The organism is Klebsiella sp. GW_Kp181 (assembly GCF_040062315.1).
GTDB classification, from domain to species: domain Bacteria; phylum Pseudomonadota; class Gammaproteobacteria; order Enterobacterales; family Enterobacteriaceae; genus Klebsiella; species Klebsiella oxytoca.
On sequence record NZ_JBEAFR010000077.1, the window covers coordinates 87,704 to 106,420 of the forward strand.

Sequence of the window (18,717 nt, forward strand, 5' to 3'; positions counted from 1 at the left end):
CATGAGTGTGATTGCGCAGGCAGGGGCGAAGGGTCGTCAGCTGCACAAATTTGGTGGGAGTAGTTTAGCGGATGCGAAATGTTACCTGCGCGTCGCGGGTATCATGACGGAGTATTCGCAGGCGGGCGATATGATGGTCGTCTCCGCCGCCGGCAGTACCACCAACCAGTTGATCAGCTGGCTGAAGCTCAGCCAGACCGATCGCCTCTCTGCGCATCAGGTGCAACAATCGCTTCGTCGTTATCAGATGGAGCTGATTTCCGGACTGCTTGCTCCGGACGCTGCCGACGCGCTAATCGCCACGTTTATTCTGGATCTTGAACGCCTTGCCGGGCTGCTTGATGGCGGCGTAACGGACGCGGTCTATGCCGAAGTCGTCGGCCACGGCGAAATCTGGTCGGCCCGCCTGATGGCGGCGGTGTTGAATCACCTGGGCGTAGAAGCCGCCTGGCTGGATGCGCGTAGCTTCTTACGCGCCGAGCGCTCCCCACAGCCGCAGGTGGATGAAGGTTTATCCTACCCGCTTTTGCAGCAGCTGATAGCGCAGCATCCGAATAAACGCCTGGTTGTAACCGGCTTTATCTCGCGTAACAACGCCGGGGAAACCGTACTGCTCGGGCGTAACGGTTCCGACTATTCCGCCACCCAGATCGGCGCGCTGGCCGGGGCGTCCCGCGTCACTATCTGGAGCGACGTGGCCGGGGTCTACAGCGCGGATCCGCGCAAAGTGAAAGATGCCTGCCTGTTACCGCTGCTGCGTCTTGATGAAGCCAGCGAACTGGCCCGTCTGGCGGCTCCGGTACTGCACGCCCGTACGCTGCAGCCGGTTTCCGGCAGCGATATCGATTTACAATTACGCTGTAGCTACACCCCGGATCAGGGCTCTACGCGCATCGAACGCGTACTGGCTTCCGGTACCGGCGCGCGAATCGTTACCAGCCATGATGATGTCTGCCTGATTGAGTTCCAGGTGCCCGGCGGCCAGGATTTCAAACTGGCGCATAAAGAGCTGGACGCGATTTTAAAACGCGCTCAGCTGCGTCCGCTGGCGGTTGGCGTACATGCCGACCGTAAGCTGCTGCAGTTCTGCTATACCTCTGAAGTCGCCGACAGTGCTCTGAAGCTGCTCGACGAAGCGGGGTTGCCGGGCGAGCTGCGCCTGCGTCAGAAGCTGGCGCTGGTGGCGATGGTCGGCGCTGGCGTGACCCGTAACCCGCTGCACTGCCACCGCTTCTGGCAGCAGCTAAAAGGCCAGCCGGTAGAGTTCACCTGGCAATCAGAAGAGGGGATTAGCCTGGTCGCGGTGCTGCGCGCCGGGCCGACAGAAAGCCTTATCCAGGGCCTGCATCAGTCGCTGTTCCGCGCGGAAAAACGCATTGGTCTGATACTGTTTGGTAAAGGCAACATTGGTTCCCGCTGGCTGGAGCTGTTTGCTCGCGAGCAGACCACGCTTTCCGCCCGCACCGGGTTTGAATTCATCCTTGCCGGCGTCGTGGATAGCCGCCGCAGTCTGCTCAATTATGAAGGGCTAGACGCCAGCCGCGCGCTGGCTTTCTTTAATGATGAGGCCGTTGAGCAGGATGAAGAGTCGCTGTTCCTGTGGATGCGCGCGCATCCGTATGATGATTTAGTGGTGCTGGATGTAACCGCCAGCGAGCAGCTGGCCGATCAGTACCTCGATTTTGCCAGCCATGGCTTCCACGTTATTAGCGCGAATAAGCTGGCTGGCGCCAGTAGCAGCAGTAAATATCGCCAGATCCACGATGCGTTCGAGAAAACCGGGCGCCACTGGCTGTACAACGCCACCGTCGGCGCCGGTCTGCCGGTCAACCATACGGTGCGCGATTTGATTGATAGCGGCGATACCATTTTGGCGCTGAGCGGTATTTTCTCCGGCACTCTCTCGTGGCTGTTCCTGCAGTTTGACGGCACCGTACCGTTTACTGATCTGGTCGATCAGGCCTGGCAGCAGGGGCTGACGGAACCGGACCCGCGCGTCGATCTTTCCGGGAAAGACGTCATGCGTAAGCTGGTGATCCTGGCACGAGAAGCGGGCTACGACATCGAGCCGGATCAGGTGCGCGTAGAATCGCTGGTGCCCGCCCACTGTGAAGAAGGTTCGGTGGATCACTTCTTCGAGAACGGTGAAGCGCTGAACGAGCAGATGCTGCAGCGTCTGGAAGCAGCGCGCGAGATGGGGCTGGTGCTGCGCTACGTGGCGCGTTTTGACGCCAACGGTAAAGCTCGCGTCGGCGTGGAAGCGGTGCGCGAAGAGCACCCGCTGGCGGCGCTGCTGCCGTGTGATAACGTCTTTGCCATTGAGAGCCGCTGGTATCGCGATAACCCGCTGGTGATACGCGGTCCGGGCGCCGGTCGCGATGTGACCGCCGGGGCAATTCAGTCGGATATCAATCGTCTGGCGCAGCTGCTGTAAGCGTCTCGTTATACTCTTGAGCCAACGAGACCAGTATTTGCGTCACCCGCCCTGCTGAAAACAGGGCGCTTTGCGTGAACTCGGGTCTCTTTTCCAGCCAGGTTGTGAAGCGTCGGCTGGCCGCGAGGTCAGGGGTAGAGGCGTTCTCGTCCGGCGTTCCGGCAAGCTGGCAGACCATTTTTCGGTTCTCTCCCTGCGTCCAGAGCTGCCACGGATTTTGCCACCAGCCATGATGCGTTTTGCCCTGCAGCCGCCACGGTGCCGAACTGGCGGGGTTGTTTATCTCTTCCTCCACATACCACAGCTCTCCTTTCCGCTGGCGAAACAGAGGCGCCCAGGCAACGATCGCCGCGCCGCGTAAAAAACATTCATGAGCAATGATGTGCCTTTTTATCGCTGGAAAACGACGGCTGAGCAGCTTGAAATGGCCGTGTGCGGCGATGACCGGGCGCAGAATGGCGCCGCGGGAATGACGCTTTGGCGCGGCGCTGCCGTACTGTATCTCATCGAATTGACTGCGTTGTAAAAAGCCCGCTTCGGTCTGAGAGATTCGCTGAACGATATCGCCCGCAATGCCCTGAGGCGCTTCTCTTCCCCGCCAGCGATAGCGTAGTGATACGCCAACCGGAAAAGGCGTGAAGTTCGACGAAAGATGGAGAACGTTGCCGCGTACGGCGTCGAAGCTGAGTAAGAGATAGAGTTTCTGCCCGGCCTCATAACCCTGAAACGGCACAATCAACGGTACGCTGCAGATGTGCTGCGGGCTCTCCATTACCGGGCTATGGTGATGTTTTGGCGTCCAGACTTTTTCACAGCGGCGGCACTGAAGCCGCTGGGTTCCCTTCGGATTGTAGCCATAGCGAATTATATCTCGCCGATAACAGGCCGGGCAAAAATAGCCAGAGCGCCGGGCGTTATCCGTCAGATAGGCGGCCAGCCAGGGTCGGAACTCATCATCATTAAACAGCGGTGGATAGCTGCCGCAGGCTGCGCAGTACAGCGCGGGATAACCCAGCCGATAGTCCGGAAAACGGTAGTCGGCCGCAGAGGATAAACCCAGGTTACGGCAACCGTAGGTTTTACAGGCGTTAATGGTAAAAAGAGTCTCCACGAGCGGGCCAGCACCAACGATTTTTGCAGGTCGTTAATTTTGCCCTGCTCAGGTTGCATACAAATGTGAATGCTCTCACATAAAAAAGTCTTTCAGAACGTAACTTAGCGCTTCTTGACCTCTCTGAAAGGAACTCCGATGAAATTAAAAACAATGAGCGCCGCCCTCCTGCTGACTTTGCCTTTCTGGGCCTGCGCCAAAGATGTCACCCTCATTTACACCAACGATCTCCATGCCCACGTCGAACCCTATAAAGTGCCGTGGATTGCCGACGGTAAACGGGACATCGGCGGCTGGGCGAATATCACCACGATGGTTAAGCAGGAAAAGGCGAAAAATAGCGCGACCTGGTTTTTTGATGCCGGCGACTATTTTACCGGACCCTATATCAGCAGCCTGACAAAGGGCAAAGCAATTATCGATATCATGAACACCATGCCCTACGATGCGGCGACGATAGGTAACCATGAGTTCGATCACGGCTGGGACAATACGCTGCTCCAGCTTAGCCAGGCGAAATTCCCGATTGTGCAGGGCAACATTTTTTATCAGAACAGCGATAAAGCGTTCTGGGATAAGCCCTATACCATTATCGAAAAAGAGGGCGTGAAAATCGGCGTGATCGGCCTGCACGGCGTTTTTGCCTTTGACGATACGGTATCCGCCGCAACGCGGGTGGGTATCGAAGCGCGCGACGAGGTGAAATGGTTACAGCACTATATCGATGAACTGAAAGGTAAAGTGGATCTGACCGTAGCTCTGATTCACGAAGGCGTCCCGGCACGCTAGTCGAGTCAGGGGGGGACCGATGTACGGTGTGCGCTGGATAAAGATATTCAGACCGCAAGCCAGGTCAACGGGCTGGACATTTTGATTACCGGCCATGCCCATGTCGGCACGCCGGAACCGATTAAAGTCGGTAATACGTTAATTCTTTCTACCGATAGCGGCGGCATCGACGTAGGGAAACTGGTGCTGGATTATCAGGAAAAACCGCATCAGTTCACCGTGAAGAACTTCGAGCTGAAGACTATCTATGCCGATGAGTGGAAACCTGACCCGCAGACGCAGCAGGTCATCGACGGCTGGAATAAAAAGCTGGATCGCGTGGTGCAGCAGGTTATTGCTCAAGCGCCGGTCGAGCTTACTCGCGCTTATGGCGTCTCTTCACCGCTGGGCAACCTTGCCGCGGATGCCTTGATGCAGGCGGCAGGTAAGGAGACGCAGCTGGCGTTAACTAACTCAGGCGGTATTCGTAATGAAATTCCCGCCGGGGCAGTGAGCATGGGAGCCGTTATCAGTACCTTCCCGTTCCCTAACGAGCTGGTCACCATGGATTTAACCGGGAAGCAGCTACGTAGCCTGATGGAGCATGGCGCGGGATTAAGCAACGGCGTGCTGCAGGTCTCCAGAGGCCTGGAAATGAACTACGACAGCAGTAAACCGGTGGGCCAGCGCGTCGTATCGTTTTTGCTCAATGGTCAGCCGATTGAAGATGCCACGGTTTATCATATTGCCACCAACAGCTTCCTTGCCGATGGCGGCGATGGTTTTGCCGCGTTTACCCAAGGGCAAGCGCGTAATACTTCCGGCGGCTACTACGTTTCAAATGCGGTAGTGGACTACTTCAAAGCCGGAAATAAGGTGACGGACGAGCAGCTTAACGACATGCGTGTCGTCGATGTGAAGAAATAGTCGTTTCAGGCCGGGCGGTTAGTCCGGCCTGCCGATCGCTGCGCTGCGAAAACTTCTTTAGCGGCAAACAGGCCATTCAGGGCTGCCGGGAATCCGGCATAGACCGCCATTTGCATGATAACTTCCGTCATCTCTTCTTGCGTCAGACCGACATTTAATCCGGCGGCGATATGCACTTTTAGCTGCGGCGCTGCGTTGCCGAGAGCCGTAAGCGCCGCGATGGTCGCGATTTCCCGGCTGCGTAAATCGAGCCCTGGCCTGGCGTAAATATCGCCGAAGGGAAACTCAATCAGATAGCGGGCGAAATCGGGGGCAATATCCTTCAGGCTATTGACGACGGCATCGCCGCCTTTGCCATCCACGCGCTGTAGCATTTCTTGTCCGATAGTAAAACGTTTGCTGGTCATCGCTTTTTCCTCAGTGTGATTGTGCATAGCGATGAAGGTTAGGTAAGTTTACCGGGCTTGAGTAATACCCTTTTCGTGATACCTTTTCAGTATGACAAATTCACGTTTACAGAATCTGGATATTCGCCTGCTGCGCTACTTCGCCGTGGTTGCGGAGGAAAACAACATCAGCCGGGCGGCGCAGCGGCTATTTATTTCGCAGCCGCCGCTGAGCCGTCATATCCGCCATCTCGAGGCGCAGCTGGGGCTGACGTTATTTTTGCGCCATACCAAAGGCCTGATTCTTACCGAAGAGGGAAGGCGAGTGCTGGACATGGTCCGGCCGCTGCTGGCGCTTCAGGAACGCACTCTGGCAGCGCTGAGCCAGCTCTCGGCACACTCGCAGCAGCCTCTTCGTCTGGGCCTGACGACCGCTTTTGAACAAGGAGTTTTCGCCGCCGCAGAAGCTGCTTTGGGCGAACATAACCGCGCTTTGCATATTACCCGTCAGCCCTCGCCGGCGCTGGCTCAGCGGGTGCGCAAGGGTACACTCGATGCGGCGCTGATCGCCCTGCCGCTGAATACCGATGGCCTTCACCTGCGCGCTTTATCGTATTATGAACCGCTCATTGCGGCCCTACCGGCAGCCTGGCCAGAGATCGGTCAGGCGGATCTGGCGTTAAGCGCGCTCAATCACCGGCCGCTGTTTTGGTTTAAACGCGAGCGTAATCCCGATTTTTTTGACTATACGCGACGCATTTTTGACCGGGTTGGCTATACGCCCGCCTACGTGGAGGAGCCCGCCGAGCACGATGTTCTGCTGGCGCGGATTGCGCGTGGGGAAGGGATGATTTTACTGCCGGCATCCTTTTCTGCTATTCAGCGTCAGGGTGTGGTTTTCTGTCCTCTTCAGGATGCCAGTCAGCAGCTTCCGCTCAGGCTGGGCGTGGTCACGATGCCGGCAAATAAGATGTTGTTGGAAGAGTTGACTGCAGTACTTGAAAAATCATTGCCTTAGTACAGAGGAGATGAATTAATTTCATCCAGGCTGAATATTCCTCACTGTTTACGCTGATTTTTCTATTGACGCCAGTGTCCTTTTCCGTCATTTTTACATCTGGACGTCTAAACGTATAGAAGTTCGCGATACAACAAACAATAAAATGCGATTGATGAGGTAAGGTATGAGCTTTTTTCACGCCAATCAGCGGGAAGCCCTGAATCAGAGCCTGGCGGAAGTACAGGGCCAGATTAACGTCTCCTTTGAATTCTTTCCGCCGCGCACCAGTGAAATGGAGCAAACCCTCTGGAAATCCATCGATCGCCTCAGCATCCTGAAGCCGAAGTTTGTCTCCGTAACCTACGGCGCCAACTCCGGTGAACGTGACCGTACCCATAGCATTATCAAAGGTATTAAGGAGCGTACCGGACTTGAGGCCGCGCCGCATCTGACCTGTATCGACGCCAGCCGTGATGAGCTGCGTACCATTGCCAAAGATTACTGGGATAGCGGGATCCGCCATATTGTTGCGCTGCGCGGCGACCTGCCGCCGGGCAGCGGAAAGCCGGATATGTATGCCGCTGACCTGGTGACTCTGCTGAAAGAGGTCGGGGATTTTGATATTTCCGTCGCGGCTTATCCGGAGGTTCATCCCGAAGCTAAAAGCGCGCAGGCAGACTTGCTCAACCTGAAGCGTAAAGTCGAAGCCGGAGCAAACCGCGCGATTACCCAGTTCTTCTTCGATGTGGAAAGCTACCTGCGTTTCCGCGACCGCTGCGTCTCCGCGGGTATCGATGTCGAAATCATTCCGGGTATTCTGCCGGTCTCTAACTTTAAGCAAGCGAAAAAATTTGCCGACATGACCAACGTGCGTATCCCGACGTGGATGGCGAAAATGTTTGAAGGTCTGGACAATGACCCCGAAACCCGCCAGCTGGTAGGGGCGAATATCGCAATGGATATGGTGAAGATTTTAAGTCGTGAAGGGGTGAAAGATTTCCACTTCTATACCCTGAACCGCGCGGAAATGAGCTACGCGATTTGCCACACGCTGGGCGTGCGTCCGGCGTAAACAAGATTCAGTTTCCTCCCCTTATCTTCCTTCTTTTCTCTGCGGTGTCGAAAACGCATTCGACGCCGCTGCTTTTGGTTTATCGTCCCGCCAGCAAAGCGAGTATAGTGCCCGCAAAATATTCATGATGGTTGGATGATGATTATGGCAGGGAAAAATAGCCCGTTGGCCTTCGGCGGCCTGATTGTGCTGACGCTTATCTGGAGCTACAGCTGGATTGCGATGAAGCAGGTGACGCTCTATATCGGCGCGTTCGATTTTACCGCGCTGCGCTGTATTTTGGGGGCGGCTTTGCTGTTTATCGTTTTGCTGCTGCGCGGTCGCGGAATGCGGCCCACGCCATTTGGCTACACGCTGGCGATTGCCCTGCTGCAGACCTGCGGGATGGTTGGGCTTGCCCAGTGGGCGCTGGTCAGCGGCGGGGCCGGGAAGGTTGCGGTTCTAAGCTATACCATGCCGTTTTGGGTGGTCATGATGGCGGCGCTATTTTTAGGCGAACGCATGCGGCGGCTGCAGTATGCCGCGATAGGCGTGGCGGCGCTGGGTTTATTGCTGGTGCTGCAGCCGTGGCAGCTCGATTTTTCGTCGATGAAAAGCGCCCTGCTGGCAATCCTCTCTGGCATAAGCTGGGGGGCCAGCGCGATTGTGGTGAAGCGGATGTATGCCCGCTATCCGCGCGTGGATTTACTGGCCTTGACCAGCTGGCAAATGCTGTATGGCGCGCTGGTGATGAGCGCCGTCGCCTGGCTGGTGCCGCAGCGCAGCATTGACTGGCAGCCTGGGGTTTTTTGGGCGTTGGGATATAGCGCGATTCTGGCCACGGCGCTGGCCTGGTGCCTCTGGTTATTTGTGTTACGTAATTTGCCCGCCAGCGTCGCGGGGCTGAGCACCCTGGCGGTCCCGGTCTGCGGAGTCCTGTTTTCATGGTGGCTCTTAGGGGAAAACCCGGGTCCGGTTGAAGGCGCCGGTATTGTGCTGATTGTCCTCGCGCTGACCCTAATCAGCCTCAAGAAGCGTGACGCTCGGGGGCAGGACGCATAAGTATTATCAACGCAAAACGCTCAATTACCCCTATGCGGACGCCGGGCCATCAGAAGCGATTTCAGCCAGCAGTAGCTGTACGTTTTGCCTGTCCATCAGAGAGAGAATATCGGCGGAAAGACCGGACTGGCAAACGGCGAAGTCAAGGTCTGCCAGACGACCGTAACCCGCAAGAAACGTTTGGCCAAATTTCGTTTTGTCCGCCAGCAGGATTTTCTGTCTTCCGGCCCGCATCAGCGTTTGCTTGACGTGCGCGCCGGCCATGGTTGCTACCGTCAGCTCGCCCTCGTCGTTGATTCCCTGAGTGCCAAGGAAGACCTTGTCGGCATGGATGTTATGAAAGAAGTCGGCGGTACTGAAAGAAATCATTCCCTGAGCCTCCTCGTCATATTCGCCAGGCGCTACGATCAATTTAATATTTTTACGCCCTTTCAGCAGATTAACGACCGGGAAGGAATTGGTTATCACCATGATTCTTTTATCTAAAATAAACTGAGCGAGCGCCAGCGGAGTGGCGCCGCAGTCGATAATAAGGGTATCGCCATCTTCAATCAGTTCGGCGGCTTTCTGGCCTATGAGATGCTTATCATCATCCATTTGAATCGAGTTCAGCAGAAAGCTGTGACCGGCGCTGGCGCCGCTGGTCAAATAGGCTCCGCCGTAGGTCGTTTTAACAATACCTTGTTTTTCAAAGAAGGAGAGGTCGCGACGGATGGTCATTTTAGTGACAGCGAACTTTGCGGCGAGCTCATTGACGACGACTTTTTTGTCCTGCTGCAGAATAGCGTAAATGCTCATTCTTCGATCTGATGACTGCATATCTACGACTCACCCAAAGGAAAATCGCACTATAAAATACATCGTTTTGGCGGGCAATGGCGGGTGAGAAGAAGATACCCGCCTGCTGGCGGGTATGTCGGGAGGGGTTATTCCCACTCTTGCAGGAAGCGTTGACCGTATTGGTCGGCAACCAGAAGCGCGGCATAAACCTGATCCGGCGTTGCGCCGCCGGGCATATTATGGATGGTTTCGCCTTCTGCGCAGGCGGCTTCCGCTACGGTACGCATTTTGCCTGGGATATCGGCTTTAATATCCAGCTGCGCCAGGGTGATAGGCAGTCCGACGCTATGGCACAGCGCCGCTACGGTTTCGATCTCTTCTACCGGCGCGTTTTCCAGTACCAGCTGCGTGAGCGTACCGAAAGCTACTTTTTCACCATGATAGTAGTGGTGAGCATCCGGGATCGCAGTCAGGCCGTTGTGGATAGCGTGCGCAGCCGCCAGGCCGCCGCTTTCAAAGCCGACGCCGCTCAGGTAGGTGTTGGCTTCAATCACCCGCTCCAGCGCTGGCGTCACAACGTGCTGCTCTGCCGCCAGCATCGCTTTTTCACCTTCTTCAATCAGCGTGTTGTAGCACAGTTCAGCCAGCGCCAGCGCTGCCTGAGTACATTTGCCGCCCGCCATGGTGGTGGCGCCGCTGCGGGAGCAGGCACGCGCTTCAAACCAGGTCGCCAGCGCGTCGCCGATACCGGCCGCCAGCAGGCGCGCCGGGGCGCCGGCAACGATTTGCGTATCGACAATGACCATGTTCGGGTTGCGCGGCAGCATCAGGTAGCTATCAAACTCGCCGTCATCGGTATAGATGACAGAGAGCGCGCTGCAGGGGGCATCGGTGGAGGCAATCGTCGGGGCAATCACCACCGGCAGATTCATAAAGTGTGCTAATGCTTTTGCGGTATCCAGCGTCTTGCCGCCGCCGATACCCAGCACGGCTGTGCAGCGGGCGGAACCGGCAATATCACGCAAGCGGTTGATTTCATTGTGTGAGCATTCGCCGCCAAACGGCGCGATTTCGCCAACCAGATCGGCATCCGCCAGGCTTTTACGCAGTTTTTCTTCGGCAAAACCGAGTACAAATTTATCGCCAACGATGAGCCAGCGCTCAGCCAGCGGTTTGAGGTATCCGCCAAGGCGAGAAATTGCGTCCGCGCCCTGAATGTACTTACCGGGTGATTGAATAATGCGATCCATTTCTATTCCTCCTGGATGACCGGGATGCCGCCTCCTGGGGCGGTCCGCCGATCGGGTTACAGGTTCAGAGTTCCAAAAGCGTTATTCCAGTCCTGCTCAAACTTCTCAATGGCTGACTCTACCGCAGGGGTGCCGAGCATTTGTTGCGCTACATCTAACGGCAGGGTAATAGCTTCGCAACCGGCTAACAGGCAATCCAGCGCCTGGCGCGGCGTCTTAAAGCTGGCGGCCAGCACTTTGCTTTCCGGCGCATGCAGCTCCAGCAGAGATTGCAGCTCCTGGACCATGCGGATGCCGTCGCCGCCCTGGGCGTCGACGCGGTTTACATAAGGTGCAACGTATTTTGCCCCGGCCAGCGCAGCCAGCAGGCCCTGAGATGCGCTATAGACCGCCGTACCAAGCGTGGGGATACCTTCTTTTTTCAACAGTTTGATCGCAGCGAGGCCTTCGGCAGTCACCGGAATTTTTACCACAATACCGGGAACGGCGTTGCTCAGGCGCTTGGCTTCTTCCACCATGCCCTGCGCGTCGCGGCTCATGGTCTGGGCGAACAAAATACCTTCCGGGCCGACGGCTTTTTGCAGGCGCGGCAGAACATCCCAAACCGGCGTTTTGCCTGCGGCGATAATGCTCGGGTTGGTGGTCACGCCTGCCAGCGGGTAAATACGGGCCAGGCGTTCAACTTCTGCTACGTTTGCGGTGTCCAGATAGAGTTCCATAATGCTTTCCTCAGTGCTTAATTCGTGGTGTCGTTGAGGTAAGAATACGGCTTTCACTCGAAGGGTCGCCAGATGACAAATTTGCCAAAAACTGGATAAATGTACGCATTAAGACTAAGGGTGATTTAGATCACATTTATCTCGAGAGCAGGATCAACAGTGGGATAAAACTACGTACAAAAGTCAGGTTTAACACACAAAAATCTAGTTTTCCGGCGAAGCGGTTTTTTCCGTCAACTGGCTATGATACTGACGGCGATACTCTGACGGCGAGCGTTCGGTGTTTTTGCGGAACAGGCGGCAGAAGTAGTTGCTGTCGGCAAAACCGCAGGCATGGGCGATATCTTTCACTTTCATATCGTGGCCTTTTAACAGCATTCTGGCCTGTTCCAGGCGAATATGATTCAGGTATTCGTTAAACCCCATTGGCCCGCATTTCTGGAACAGATGGGAAAGATAGTTAGGCGAGAGATAAAACGCTTGCGCCACCGACTCCCGGGTTAACGGATCGGCAAAGTGGGCATCAATATGCTTACGAATCGCTTCAAACAGCGCCTGGCTGCGCGATGACGTTTGCACCTGACTGCCCAGCAGATCGGCGCAGTGGCTGAGCAGGCTGGTGACGATACAGCGGGCCGTGTGCTGTTCCTGCGGCTGCATCTGCATTTCATTTAGCGCCTGCAGAAGAAAAGAGCCGACCCGGGGGCCGCGGCGCGGAACCTGCTGTTTATCCAGCACGCTAAGCGCGCCGCCGTCCCAGCGGCGCAGGGCGAATTCCAGCTGTTGTTTACCAAACAGGATGGTTAACAGCGTGGAGGGCACCAGCCATTGAGGAGCGTTCCATCCACCAGCCGGAATATAGAGCACATCGTGCGGCATGAGCCGGGCGCAATCGGCTTTAATCGCCGGATCCTGAAGCTGACCCTCAAGCATGATTTCGAGGCGCGGAAAATCGACGCATAGCGCTTTTTCAGAAGCCGGTCTGGACTCTGTGGAAAAATGGACTTTGCCGATTACCGCCTGACCTTTAATAAAAGAATCAATAACCTGATTGATGCCGTTATCCATTATCGCTCCGCAAAACATGCTTTATCTGCATCATACCGAACATCGTGGAAAAGGCAGAATACCAGAGGGTGGCATAAGATACTCCATCGAAGCAGGATTATTCTTCGGCTCTGTCTGTTTTTATATTTTTGCAATCATGTGCTTACAAGTTATTTCTGCGTACGGCGGATTGCTTCTGGCGGCATCACATATCAGGATTTTTCATTACTTAACATGGGAGTGAGCGAGGGGAATATCTTGTCGACAATCAGCTAACGGAAAGAGAGCTGGCTTAACCAGGAGGTTAGTCCAGTCTCTTTTCTTTATTGCCTGGTCAGTGACTGATTGAGGCCAGATTGTACTTCCATAAGCTCATTTTTGGCTTCTTGTAGCTTCTTCTCTTTTTTTCTGATTTTTTCTGGATCGCCTGAAGCCTGGGCGTGGCGTAGTTCTTCCATGCGCTCGCGGACCTTACTCTCCTTGTCCGCAACCTTCTCTTGCCACTCAGAAGTAAGTTTACCGTCTGTGCAGTAGCGTTGTACTTTTGTCAGCGCGCTTTCCAGCCCCCTGATTCTATGTATATTTCCGTAAGCTTTGGCATACTCCAGCTGTTTTTGAATTTGATATTCTTTTTCCGCACAACCAGACCATTTATCGGATGCAGTGGCTGCGGCAGAAACAAAAGGGCTAAGTAATATAAAACAGGTAAGTGATTTAATTATAAACTCCATGATAAGTCCTTTATCAATTTAAACAGTAAGGGCGAGAGTTTTGTAGTTATTTAATATTGAATGTTATTTGAGAAAAGAGACCCGGTCAATAACCATTGACCAGGATTTCTCTTATAATTATATGATGTAAAGTTAATTGTTAACTTTATGATTTATAATCAAAAATATAAAATACAACAATCCCGTTGAGTTGCGTGTGGCTACCTCGCTGGTAAAATATAAAGTAAAAGGTGCGCGGACATTCAGATGATGGTTTTAATAAATCACTCACTTTATTTTTTTAGAAATATTGATATCTATGAGGTTTATTTGTTTGTCGATGTTTTGCCCTTTTGCAAGAAAATGCACAACCACTATTGATGGATAAATTAGGCCATAGGTTTTTTCATGATATCTGCTGTTTTTTTATCTGGCCACTGAAAACCCATCTGCTAAAACAGATCTCAGGGATTATTTTCTGACCAAAGCGGCTGCTTTTCGGCGCAATGGGTATCCCGAAAAGGGGAAGTCAGGGTATGAAAGTGTGTTGCATAATATTAATGTTATGTTATACCGTAACATATTATTGCTAACCTAAACTCAGGAGAGAGTGATGACCCGAAAGATTTCCGCGCTTATGCTTGGTATGAGCCTGGTCCTGGCGAGCAGCCAGGCTGTTGCCCACGGCCACCATAGTCATGGCCCGGCGCTGACCGAAGCAGAGCAAAAGGCGAGTGAAGGCATTTTTGCCGACCAGGATGTAAAGGACAGGGCGCTGAGCGACTGGGACGGTATCTGGCAGTCGGTAAATCCCTATCTGCTGAACGGCGATTTAGATGCCGTGCTGGAGCAGAAGGCCAAAAAAGCCGGTAAAAGCGTGGCGGAATATCGGGAATACTATAAGAAGGGCTATGCCACCGATGTGGACCAGATTGGTATCGAAGATAACGTCATGGAGTTTCACATCGGAAAAACCGTGAATACCTGTAAGTACGCCTATTCCGGTTACAAAATCCTGACCTACGCATCCGGTAAAAAAGGCGTGCGCTACCTCTTTGAATGCCAGCAGGCGGATTCAAAAGCGCCAAAGTTCGTCCAGTTTAGCGATCACACCATTGCGCCGCGCAAATCCCAACATTTCCATATCTTTATGGGCAATGAGTCGCAGGAAGCGCTGCTGAAAGAGATGGATAACTGGCCGACCTACTACCCTTACGCGCTGCATAAAGAGCAGATTGTCGACGAAATGCTGCATCACTAATAAAAAGCCCCGGTAAACGCGATGCTTACCGGGGCCGAGGTTTTTAACCCGGCTCGCGCTACGCACGCTTAGCCGGGCTACAGGTTTCTCAAGGCGAATTAGCCGGTGTTACGCATACCAGCCGCAACGCCTGCGATGGTGACCATCAGCGCTTGTTCAACGCGCGGATCCGGTTTTTCACCTTTCTCTTCCGCCAGGCGTGAACGATGCAGCAGTTCGGCCTGAAGTACGTTCAGCGGGTCGGTATAGATATTACGCAGCTGGATGGACTCCGCGATCCACGGCAGGTCGGCCATCAGGTGGGAATCGTTGGCGATGGCCAGCACCACGTTGATGTCAGCAGACAGCAGTTCGCGCAGCTCTTCGCCCAGCTTCCACAGTTCGGGCTTCACCAGACGCTGATCGTAATATTCCGCCAGCCACAGATCGGCTTTTGAATAGACCATCTCCAGCATGCCGAGACGAGTAGAGAAGAACGGCCAGTCGCGGCACATGCTCTCCAGCTCGCTCTGCTTGCCGCCTTCGACGACTTTTTGCAGCGCAGCGCCGGCACCCAGCCAGGCTGGCAGCATCAGGCGGTTTTGCGTCCATGCGAAGATCCACGGAATGGCGCGCAGCGACTCGACGCCGCCGGTCGGGCGACGTTTGGCCGGGCGCGAGCCCAGCGGCAGTTTACCCAGCTCCTGCTCCGGCGTAGCGGAACGGAAGTAAGGAACGAAATCTTTATTTTCACGCACGTAGCCGCGGTACATCTCGCAGGAGACGTCGGACAGCTCGGCCATGATGTCGCGCCATTGCGCTTTTGGCTCTGGCGGCGGCAGCAGGTTGGCTTCCAGAATCGCGCTGGTGTAAAGCGACAGGCTGCTGATGGTGACTTCCGGCAGACCGTATTTAAAGCGGATCATCTCGCCCTGTTCGGTGACGCGCAGGCCGCCTTTCAGGCTTCCCGGAGGCTGAGAGAGCAGGGCCGCGTGCGCCGGCGCGCCGCCGCGACCGATAGAACCACCGCGGCCGTGGAACAGCGTCAGCTCAATGCCGGCCTTTTCACAGGTTTTAATTAACGCGTCCTGCGCCTGGTACTGCGCCCAGGAGGCGGCCATTACGCCCGCATCTTTCGCCGAGTCGGAATAGCCGATCATGACCATCTGCTTGCCCTGGATAAAGCCGCGATACCAGTCGATATTCAGCAGTTGGGTCATAACGTCGTCGGCGTTATTCAGGTCGTCCAGGGTTTCGAACAGCGGAGCGACCGGCAGCGCAAAGCCGATACCGGCTTCTTTCAGCAGCAGATGTACTGCCAGGACGTCTGACGGCGTTTTGGCCATCGAAATCACATAGGCTGCAATAGAGCCGCGCGGCGCTTCGGAGATGACTTTGCAGGTCTCAAGCACTTCGCGGGTTTCTTCGCTCGGCTCCCACTGACGCGGCAGCAGAGGACGTTTGGAATTCAGTTCGCGGATCAGGAAGGCCTGTTTGTCAGCTTCTGACCAGCTTTCATAGTCGCCGATGCCGAGGTAGCGGGTCATCTCGCCCAGCGCTTCGGTGTGACGGGTGCTTTCCTGACGGATATCGATACGCACCAGCGGTACGCCAAAGGCTTTTACGCGGCGCAGGGTATCGAGCAGCTCGCCGTTGGCGATAATCCCCATACCGCAGGCCTGGAGCGACTGGTAACAGGCGTAGAGCGGTTCCCATAGCTGCTCGTTTTGCGTGATAAGGCCCGCCGGTTTCGGTAGCTTCTGCCCCTTCAGGCGCGCTTCCAGCCAGGCCTGCGTCTCCATCAGCTGCGTGCGCAGTTTTTTCATCAGGTAACGATAGGGTTCCTGCGCGCCTTCCGCGCCTGCCAGTTCACGAAGCTCGTCGGTACACTCGACCATTGACAGCTCGGAAATCAGCAGCTGCACGTCTTTCAGGAACAGATCGGTGGCTTTCCAGCGGCTGAGCAGCAGGACGTGGCGGGTAATGTCGGCGGTTACGTTCGGGTTGCCGTCGCGGTCACCGCCCATCCACGAGGTAAAGCGGACCGGGACAAAATCCACCGGCAGCCGATAGTTGAGGTTATCTTCCAGCTGCTCATTCAGCTCACGCAGGTAGTTTGGTACGCCTTCCCACAGGCTATTTTCGACAACCGCGAAGCCCCATTTGGCTTCATCCACCGGGGTAGGGCGATGCTTACGGATTTCATCGGTATGCCAGGACTGGGCAATCAGCTGGCGAAGACGGCGCATGACCTGGTGGCGCTCATAGTCAGCAATATCGTTATTATCGAGCAGCTTCAGGCAGTTGTTGATCTCGCCCATCTTGTGGATCAGCGTACGACGCGTGATTTCTGTCGGGTGTGCGGTCAGCACCAGTTCCAGCGACAGGGATTCAACGGCTTGTTTAATAATCGTTTCGTTGAGATTCGGTTGCTCTTTGAGCTTTCTCAGGGTGCGGGCAATCACTTCAGGATTACTGGCCGCTTCGCCTTTTGGCGAAATGCTGTGGTATTGCTCAGCGGTATTGGCCAGGTTCAGAAACTGGCTAAAGGCGCGCGCCACCGGCAGCAGCTCGTCGTTGGACAAGTTTTGCAGCGTGGTGAGCAGCTCCTGGCGGTTGGCTTCATTGCCAGCGCGAGAAGATTTGGACAACTTACGGATAGTTTCGACACGATCAAGAATGTTTTCTCCTAGCGCATCCTTGATGGTGTCGCCCAGCACCTTACCGAGCATACTGACATTACTACGCAAAGCGGAATATTGTTCGTTCATGTTACCCCAGACACCCCATCTCATTTTATTTTGTTATATCCGGCGCTCGAAAATTTGAGCAGTGGATAAGCAACCGTCTTTTATAAAGCCACGTAAAACCCCCCGCGTCAATTGTTGCGAAATCGCTTCAGCAAACGAATAAATAGCGGCAATTTGCGAAATTTAACTCAGAGGTCGCTTGATAAGTGTTGCTTATGAAAACGTGATAATTGTCACCCTCTCGTGCGGAAAAAAATCACCAGAGGGCGCGCGTTTTAATGCCAGCAGAAATGGTGGACCACCTGGGTAATGAGCTCGCGGGTTGGCTTAATAAAGCGCGTTTCCAGATACTCATCCGGCTGGTGGGCCTGGTTAATCGAGCCCGGGCCTAATACCAGCGTCGGACAGAGGGTCTGAATAAACGGCGCTTCGGTGCAGTAGTTGACCACGTCGGTCTGCGCGCCGAGCAGTTTTTCGACTACCTCAACCAGCTTATGGTCCGGTGGGCATTCGTAGCCAGGGATCGGCGGATGCAGTTCAGCAACGGTCAGGCGACCAGGCCAACGCTCACTCACCGGTGCCAGCGCCTCGTTCAGCAGCCCGTTAAGATCGTTGAGGGTCATTCCGGGCAGCGGGCGAATATCCATATGCAGTTCGCAACAGGCGCAAATGCGGTTGGAGGCATCGCCGCCGTGAATGGCCCCAAGGTTAAGTGTGGGATACGGGACGGTAAATGCGGCGTAGTGATAACGCTCTTTCAGGTCATCGCGCAGCTGCATGATGCGGCCGATGGCATCGTGCATTAGCTCAATGGCGTTGACGCCGCGTGCCGGGTCGCTGGAGTGGCCAGACTGCCCCTGAACGCGAACGGCAGTAGAGATATGGCCTTTGTGCGCGCGTACCGGCTGCAGCGAAGTCGGTTCGCCGATAATGGCGCAGTCCGGCCGCAGTTGGGTCGTTTCGGCGAAATAGCGCGCGCCGGCCATGCTGGTCTCTTCATCGGCCGTCGCCAGAATATAGAGCGGCTTTTTCAGTTTAGCCACATCGACATCGCGCAGGGCATCGAGAATAAAGGCGAAGAAGCCTTTCATATCCGCAGTGCCCAGGCCGTATAGCTTATTGTCATGCTCGGTCAGGGTAAAAGGATCGCGAGTCCAGCGGCCATCATCAAACGGGACGGTATCGGTGTGCCCGGCAAGCAGCAGGCCGCCTGCGCCGTGGCCGGTACTCGCCAGCAGGTTGAATTTATTACGCGTATCCGGCACCGGCTGAACTTCAACATTAAAGCCGATATCACGGAACCAGCCCGCCAGTAAATTGATTAAAGACTCATTGCTTTGATCCAGCGCCTCTTCGGTTGCGCTGATGGAAGGTGTGGCGATCAGCGCGCGGTAAATCTCGATAAAGGGCGGTAAATTGTTTTTCATTGTTGACACACCTCGGGTCGTGATAGTATCAATATTCATGCATTATTTGTGAATA

General features: G+C 55.0%; 14 protein-coding genes and 1 pseudogene. 6 read left to right on the forward strand and 9 right to left on the reverse strand.

Going from position 1 to position 18,717, the window contains the following annotated elements:
* Position 1 precedes the first annotated feature (1 nt).
* Positions 2-2,434, forward strand: coding sequence for a bifunctional aspartate kinase/homoserine dehydrogenase II (locus tag ABLV11_RS20980; protein ID WP_070555317.1), 2,433 nt, complete (start codon positions 2-4; stop codon positions 2,432-2,434).
* Here ABLV11_RS20980 and ABLV11_RS20985 read toward each other — a convergent pair.
* Positions 2,409-3,545, reverse strand: a complete 1,137-nt coding sequence (locus tag ABLV11_RS20985) for a cytoplasmic protein (RefSeq protein WP_126489642.1) — start codon at positions 3,543-3,545, stop codon at positions 2,409-2,411. The two genes, ABLV11_RS20980 and ABLV11_RS20985, sit on opposite strands and share 26 nt — an antisense overlap.
* A 138-nt stretch (positions 3,546-3,683) precedes the next feature.
* Between ABLV11_RS20985 and ABLV11_RS20990 the strand changes: the two are divergent.
* Positions 3,684-5,240 (forward strand): annotated as a pseudogene (locus tag ABLV11_RS20990) (bifunctional UDP-sugar hydrolase/5'-nucleotidase).
* 5 nt (positions 5,241-5,245) lie between these two features.
* On the opposite strand, the gene ABLV11_RS20995 reads toward ABLV11_RS20990, so the two are convergent.
* The gene (locus tag ABLV11_RS20995) at positions 5,246-5,647 is read right to left on the reverse strand and encodes a carboxymuconolactone decarboxylase family protein (protein WP_064344079.1); all 402 of its coding nucleotides are present in this window, start codon (positions 5,645-5,647) and stop codon (positions 5,246-5,248) included.
* A 91-nt stretch (positions 5,648-5,738) separates the two neighbouring features.
* Between ABLV11_RS20995 and ABLV11_RS21000 the strand changes: the two genes are divergently transcribed.
* The 3 genes from ABLV11_RS21000 (at position 5,739) to ABLV11_RS21010 (ending at position 8,739) form a co-directional block, all read left to right on the forward strand.
* A complete protein-coding gene (locus tag ABLV11_RS21000) occupies positions 5,739-6,644 on the forward strand; it encodes a LysR family transcriptional regulator (protein ID WP_126489641.1) in 906 nt (301 codons plus the stop codon).
* A 166-nt stretch (positions 6,645-6,810) separates the two neighbouring features.
* Positions 6,811-7,698, forward strand: coding sequence for a methylenetetrahydrofolate reductase (gene metF, locus ABLV11_RS21005; protein ID WP_017145150.1), 888 nt, complete (start codon positions 6,811-6,813; stop codon positions 7,696-7,698).
* 144 nt (positions 7,699-7,842) lie between these two features.
* Complete coding sequence (locus ABLV11_RS21010; protein ID WP_004107555.1) at positions 7,843-8,739, forward strand: DMT family transporter; 897 nt, start codon at positions 7,843-7,845, stop codon at positions 8,737-8,739.
* Between the two features lie 30 nt (positions 8,740-8,769).
* Here ABLV11_RS21010 and ABLV11_RS21015 read toward each other — a convergent pair whose 3' ends face one another.
* The 5 genes from ABLV11_RS21015 to ABLV11_RS21035 all read right to left on the reverse strand — a co-directional run bounded on the left by ABLV11_RS21015 (position 8,770) and on the right by ABLV11_RS21035 (position 13,266).
* Positions 8,770-9,537, reverse strand: coding sequence for a DeoR/GlpR family DNA-binding transcription regulator (locus ABLV11_RS21015; protein ID WP_016809662.1), 768 nt, complete (start codon positions 9,535-9,537; stop codon positions 8,770-8,772).
* A 128-nt stretch (positions 9,538-9,665) separates the two neighbouring features.
* Complete coding sequence (locus ABLV11_RS21020; protein WP_004107557.1) at positions 9,666-10,769, reverse strand: glycerol dehydrogenase; 1,104 nt, start codon at positions 10,767-10,769, stop codon at positions 9,666-9,668.
* Between the two features lie 56 nt (positions 10,770-10,825).
* Positions 10,826-11,488, reverse strand: coding sequence for a fructose-6-phosphate aldolase (fsa, locus tag ABLV11_RS21025; protein ID WP_004107558.1), 663 nt, complete (start codon positions 11,486-11,488; stop codon positions 10,826-10,828).
* Positions 11,489-11,692: 204 nt separating this feature from the next.
* Positions 11,693-12,556, reverse strand: a complete 864-nt coding sequence (locus tag ABLV11_RS21030) for an AraC family transcriptional regulator (protein ID WP_004107559.1) — start codon at positions 12,554-12,556, stop codon at positions 11,693-11,695.
* Between the two features lie 302 nt (positions 12,557-12,858).
* Complete coding sequence (locus ABLV11_RS21035; protein WP_126489640.1) at positions 12,859-13,266, reverse strand: DUF1090 domain-containing protein; 408 nt, start codon at positions 13,264-13,266, stop codon at positions 12,859-12,861.
* Positions 13,267-13,858: 592 nt separating this feature from the next.
* Here ABLV11_RS21035 and zinT point away from each other — a divergent pair.
* Positions 13,859-14,506: a metal-binding protein ZinT gene (gene zinT, locus ABLV11_RS21040; RefSeq protein WP_016809664.1), complete on the forward strand. Its 648-nt coding sequence runs from the start codon at positions 13,859-13,861 to the stop codon at positions 14,504-14,506.
* A gap of 98 nt (positions 14,507-14,604) precedes the next feature.
* On the opposite strand, the gene ppc is transcribed toward zinT, so the two are convergent.
* Together ppc and argE are read right to left on the reverse strand one after the other, a co-directional pair.
* The gene (gene ppc / locus ABLV11_RS21045) at positions 14,605-17,256 is read right to left on the reverse strand and encodes a phosphoenolpyruvate carboxylase (protein ID WP_004107564.1); all 2,652 of its coding nucleotides are present in this window, start codon (positions 17,254-17,256) and stop codon (positions 14,605-14,607) included.
* A 254-nt stretch (positions 17,257-17,510) separates the two neighbouring features.
* Complete coding sequence (gene argE, locus ABLV11_RS21050) at positions 17,511-18,662, reverse strand: acetylornithine deacetylase (protein WP_004116916.1); 1,152 nt, start codon at positions 18,660-18,662, stop codon at positions 17,511-17,513.
* Positions 18,663-18,717: the final 55 nt, after the last annotated feature.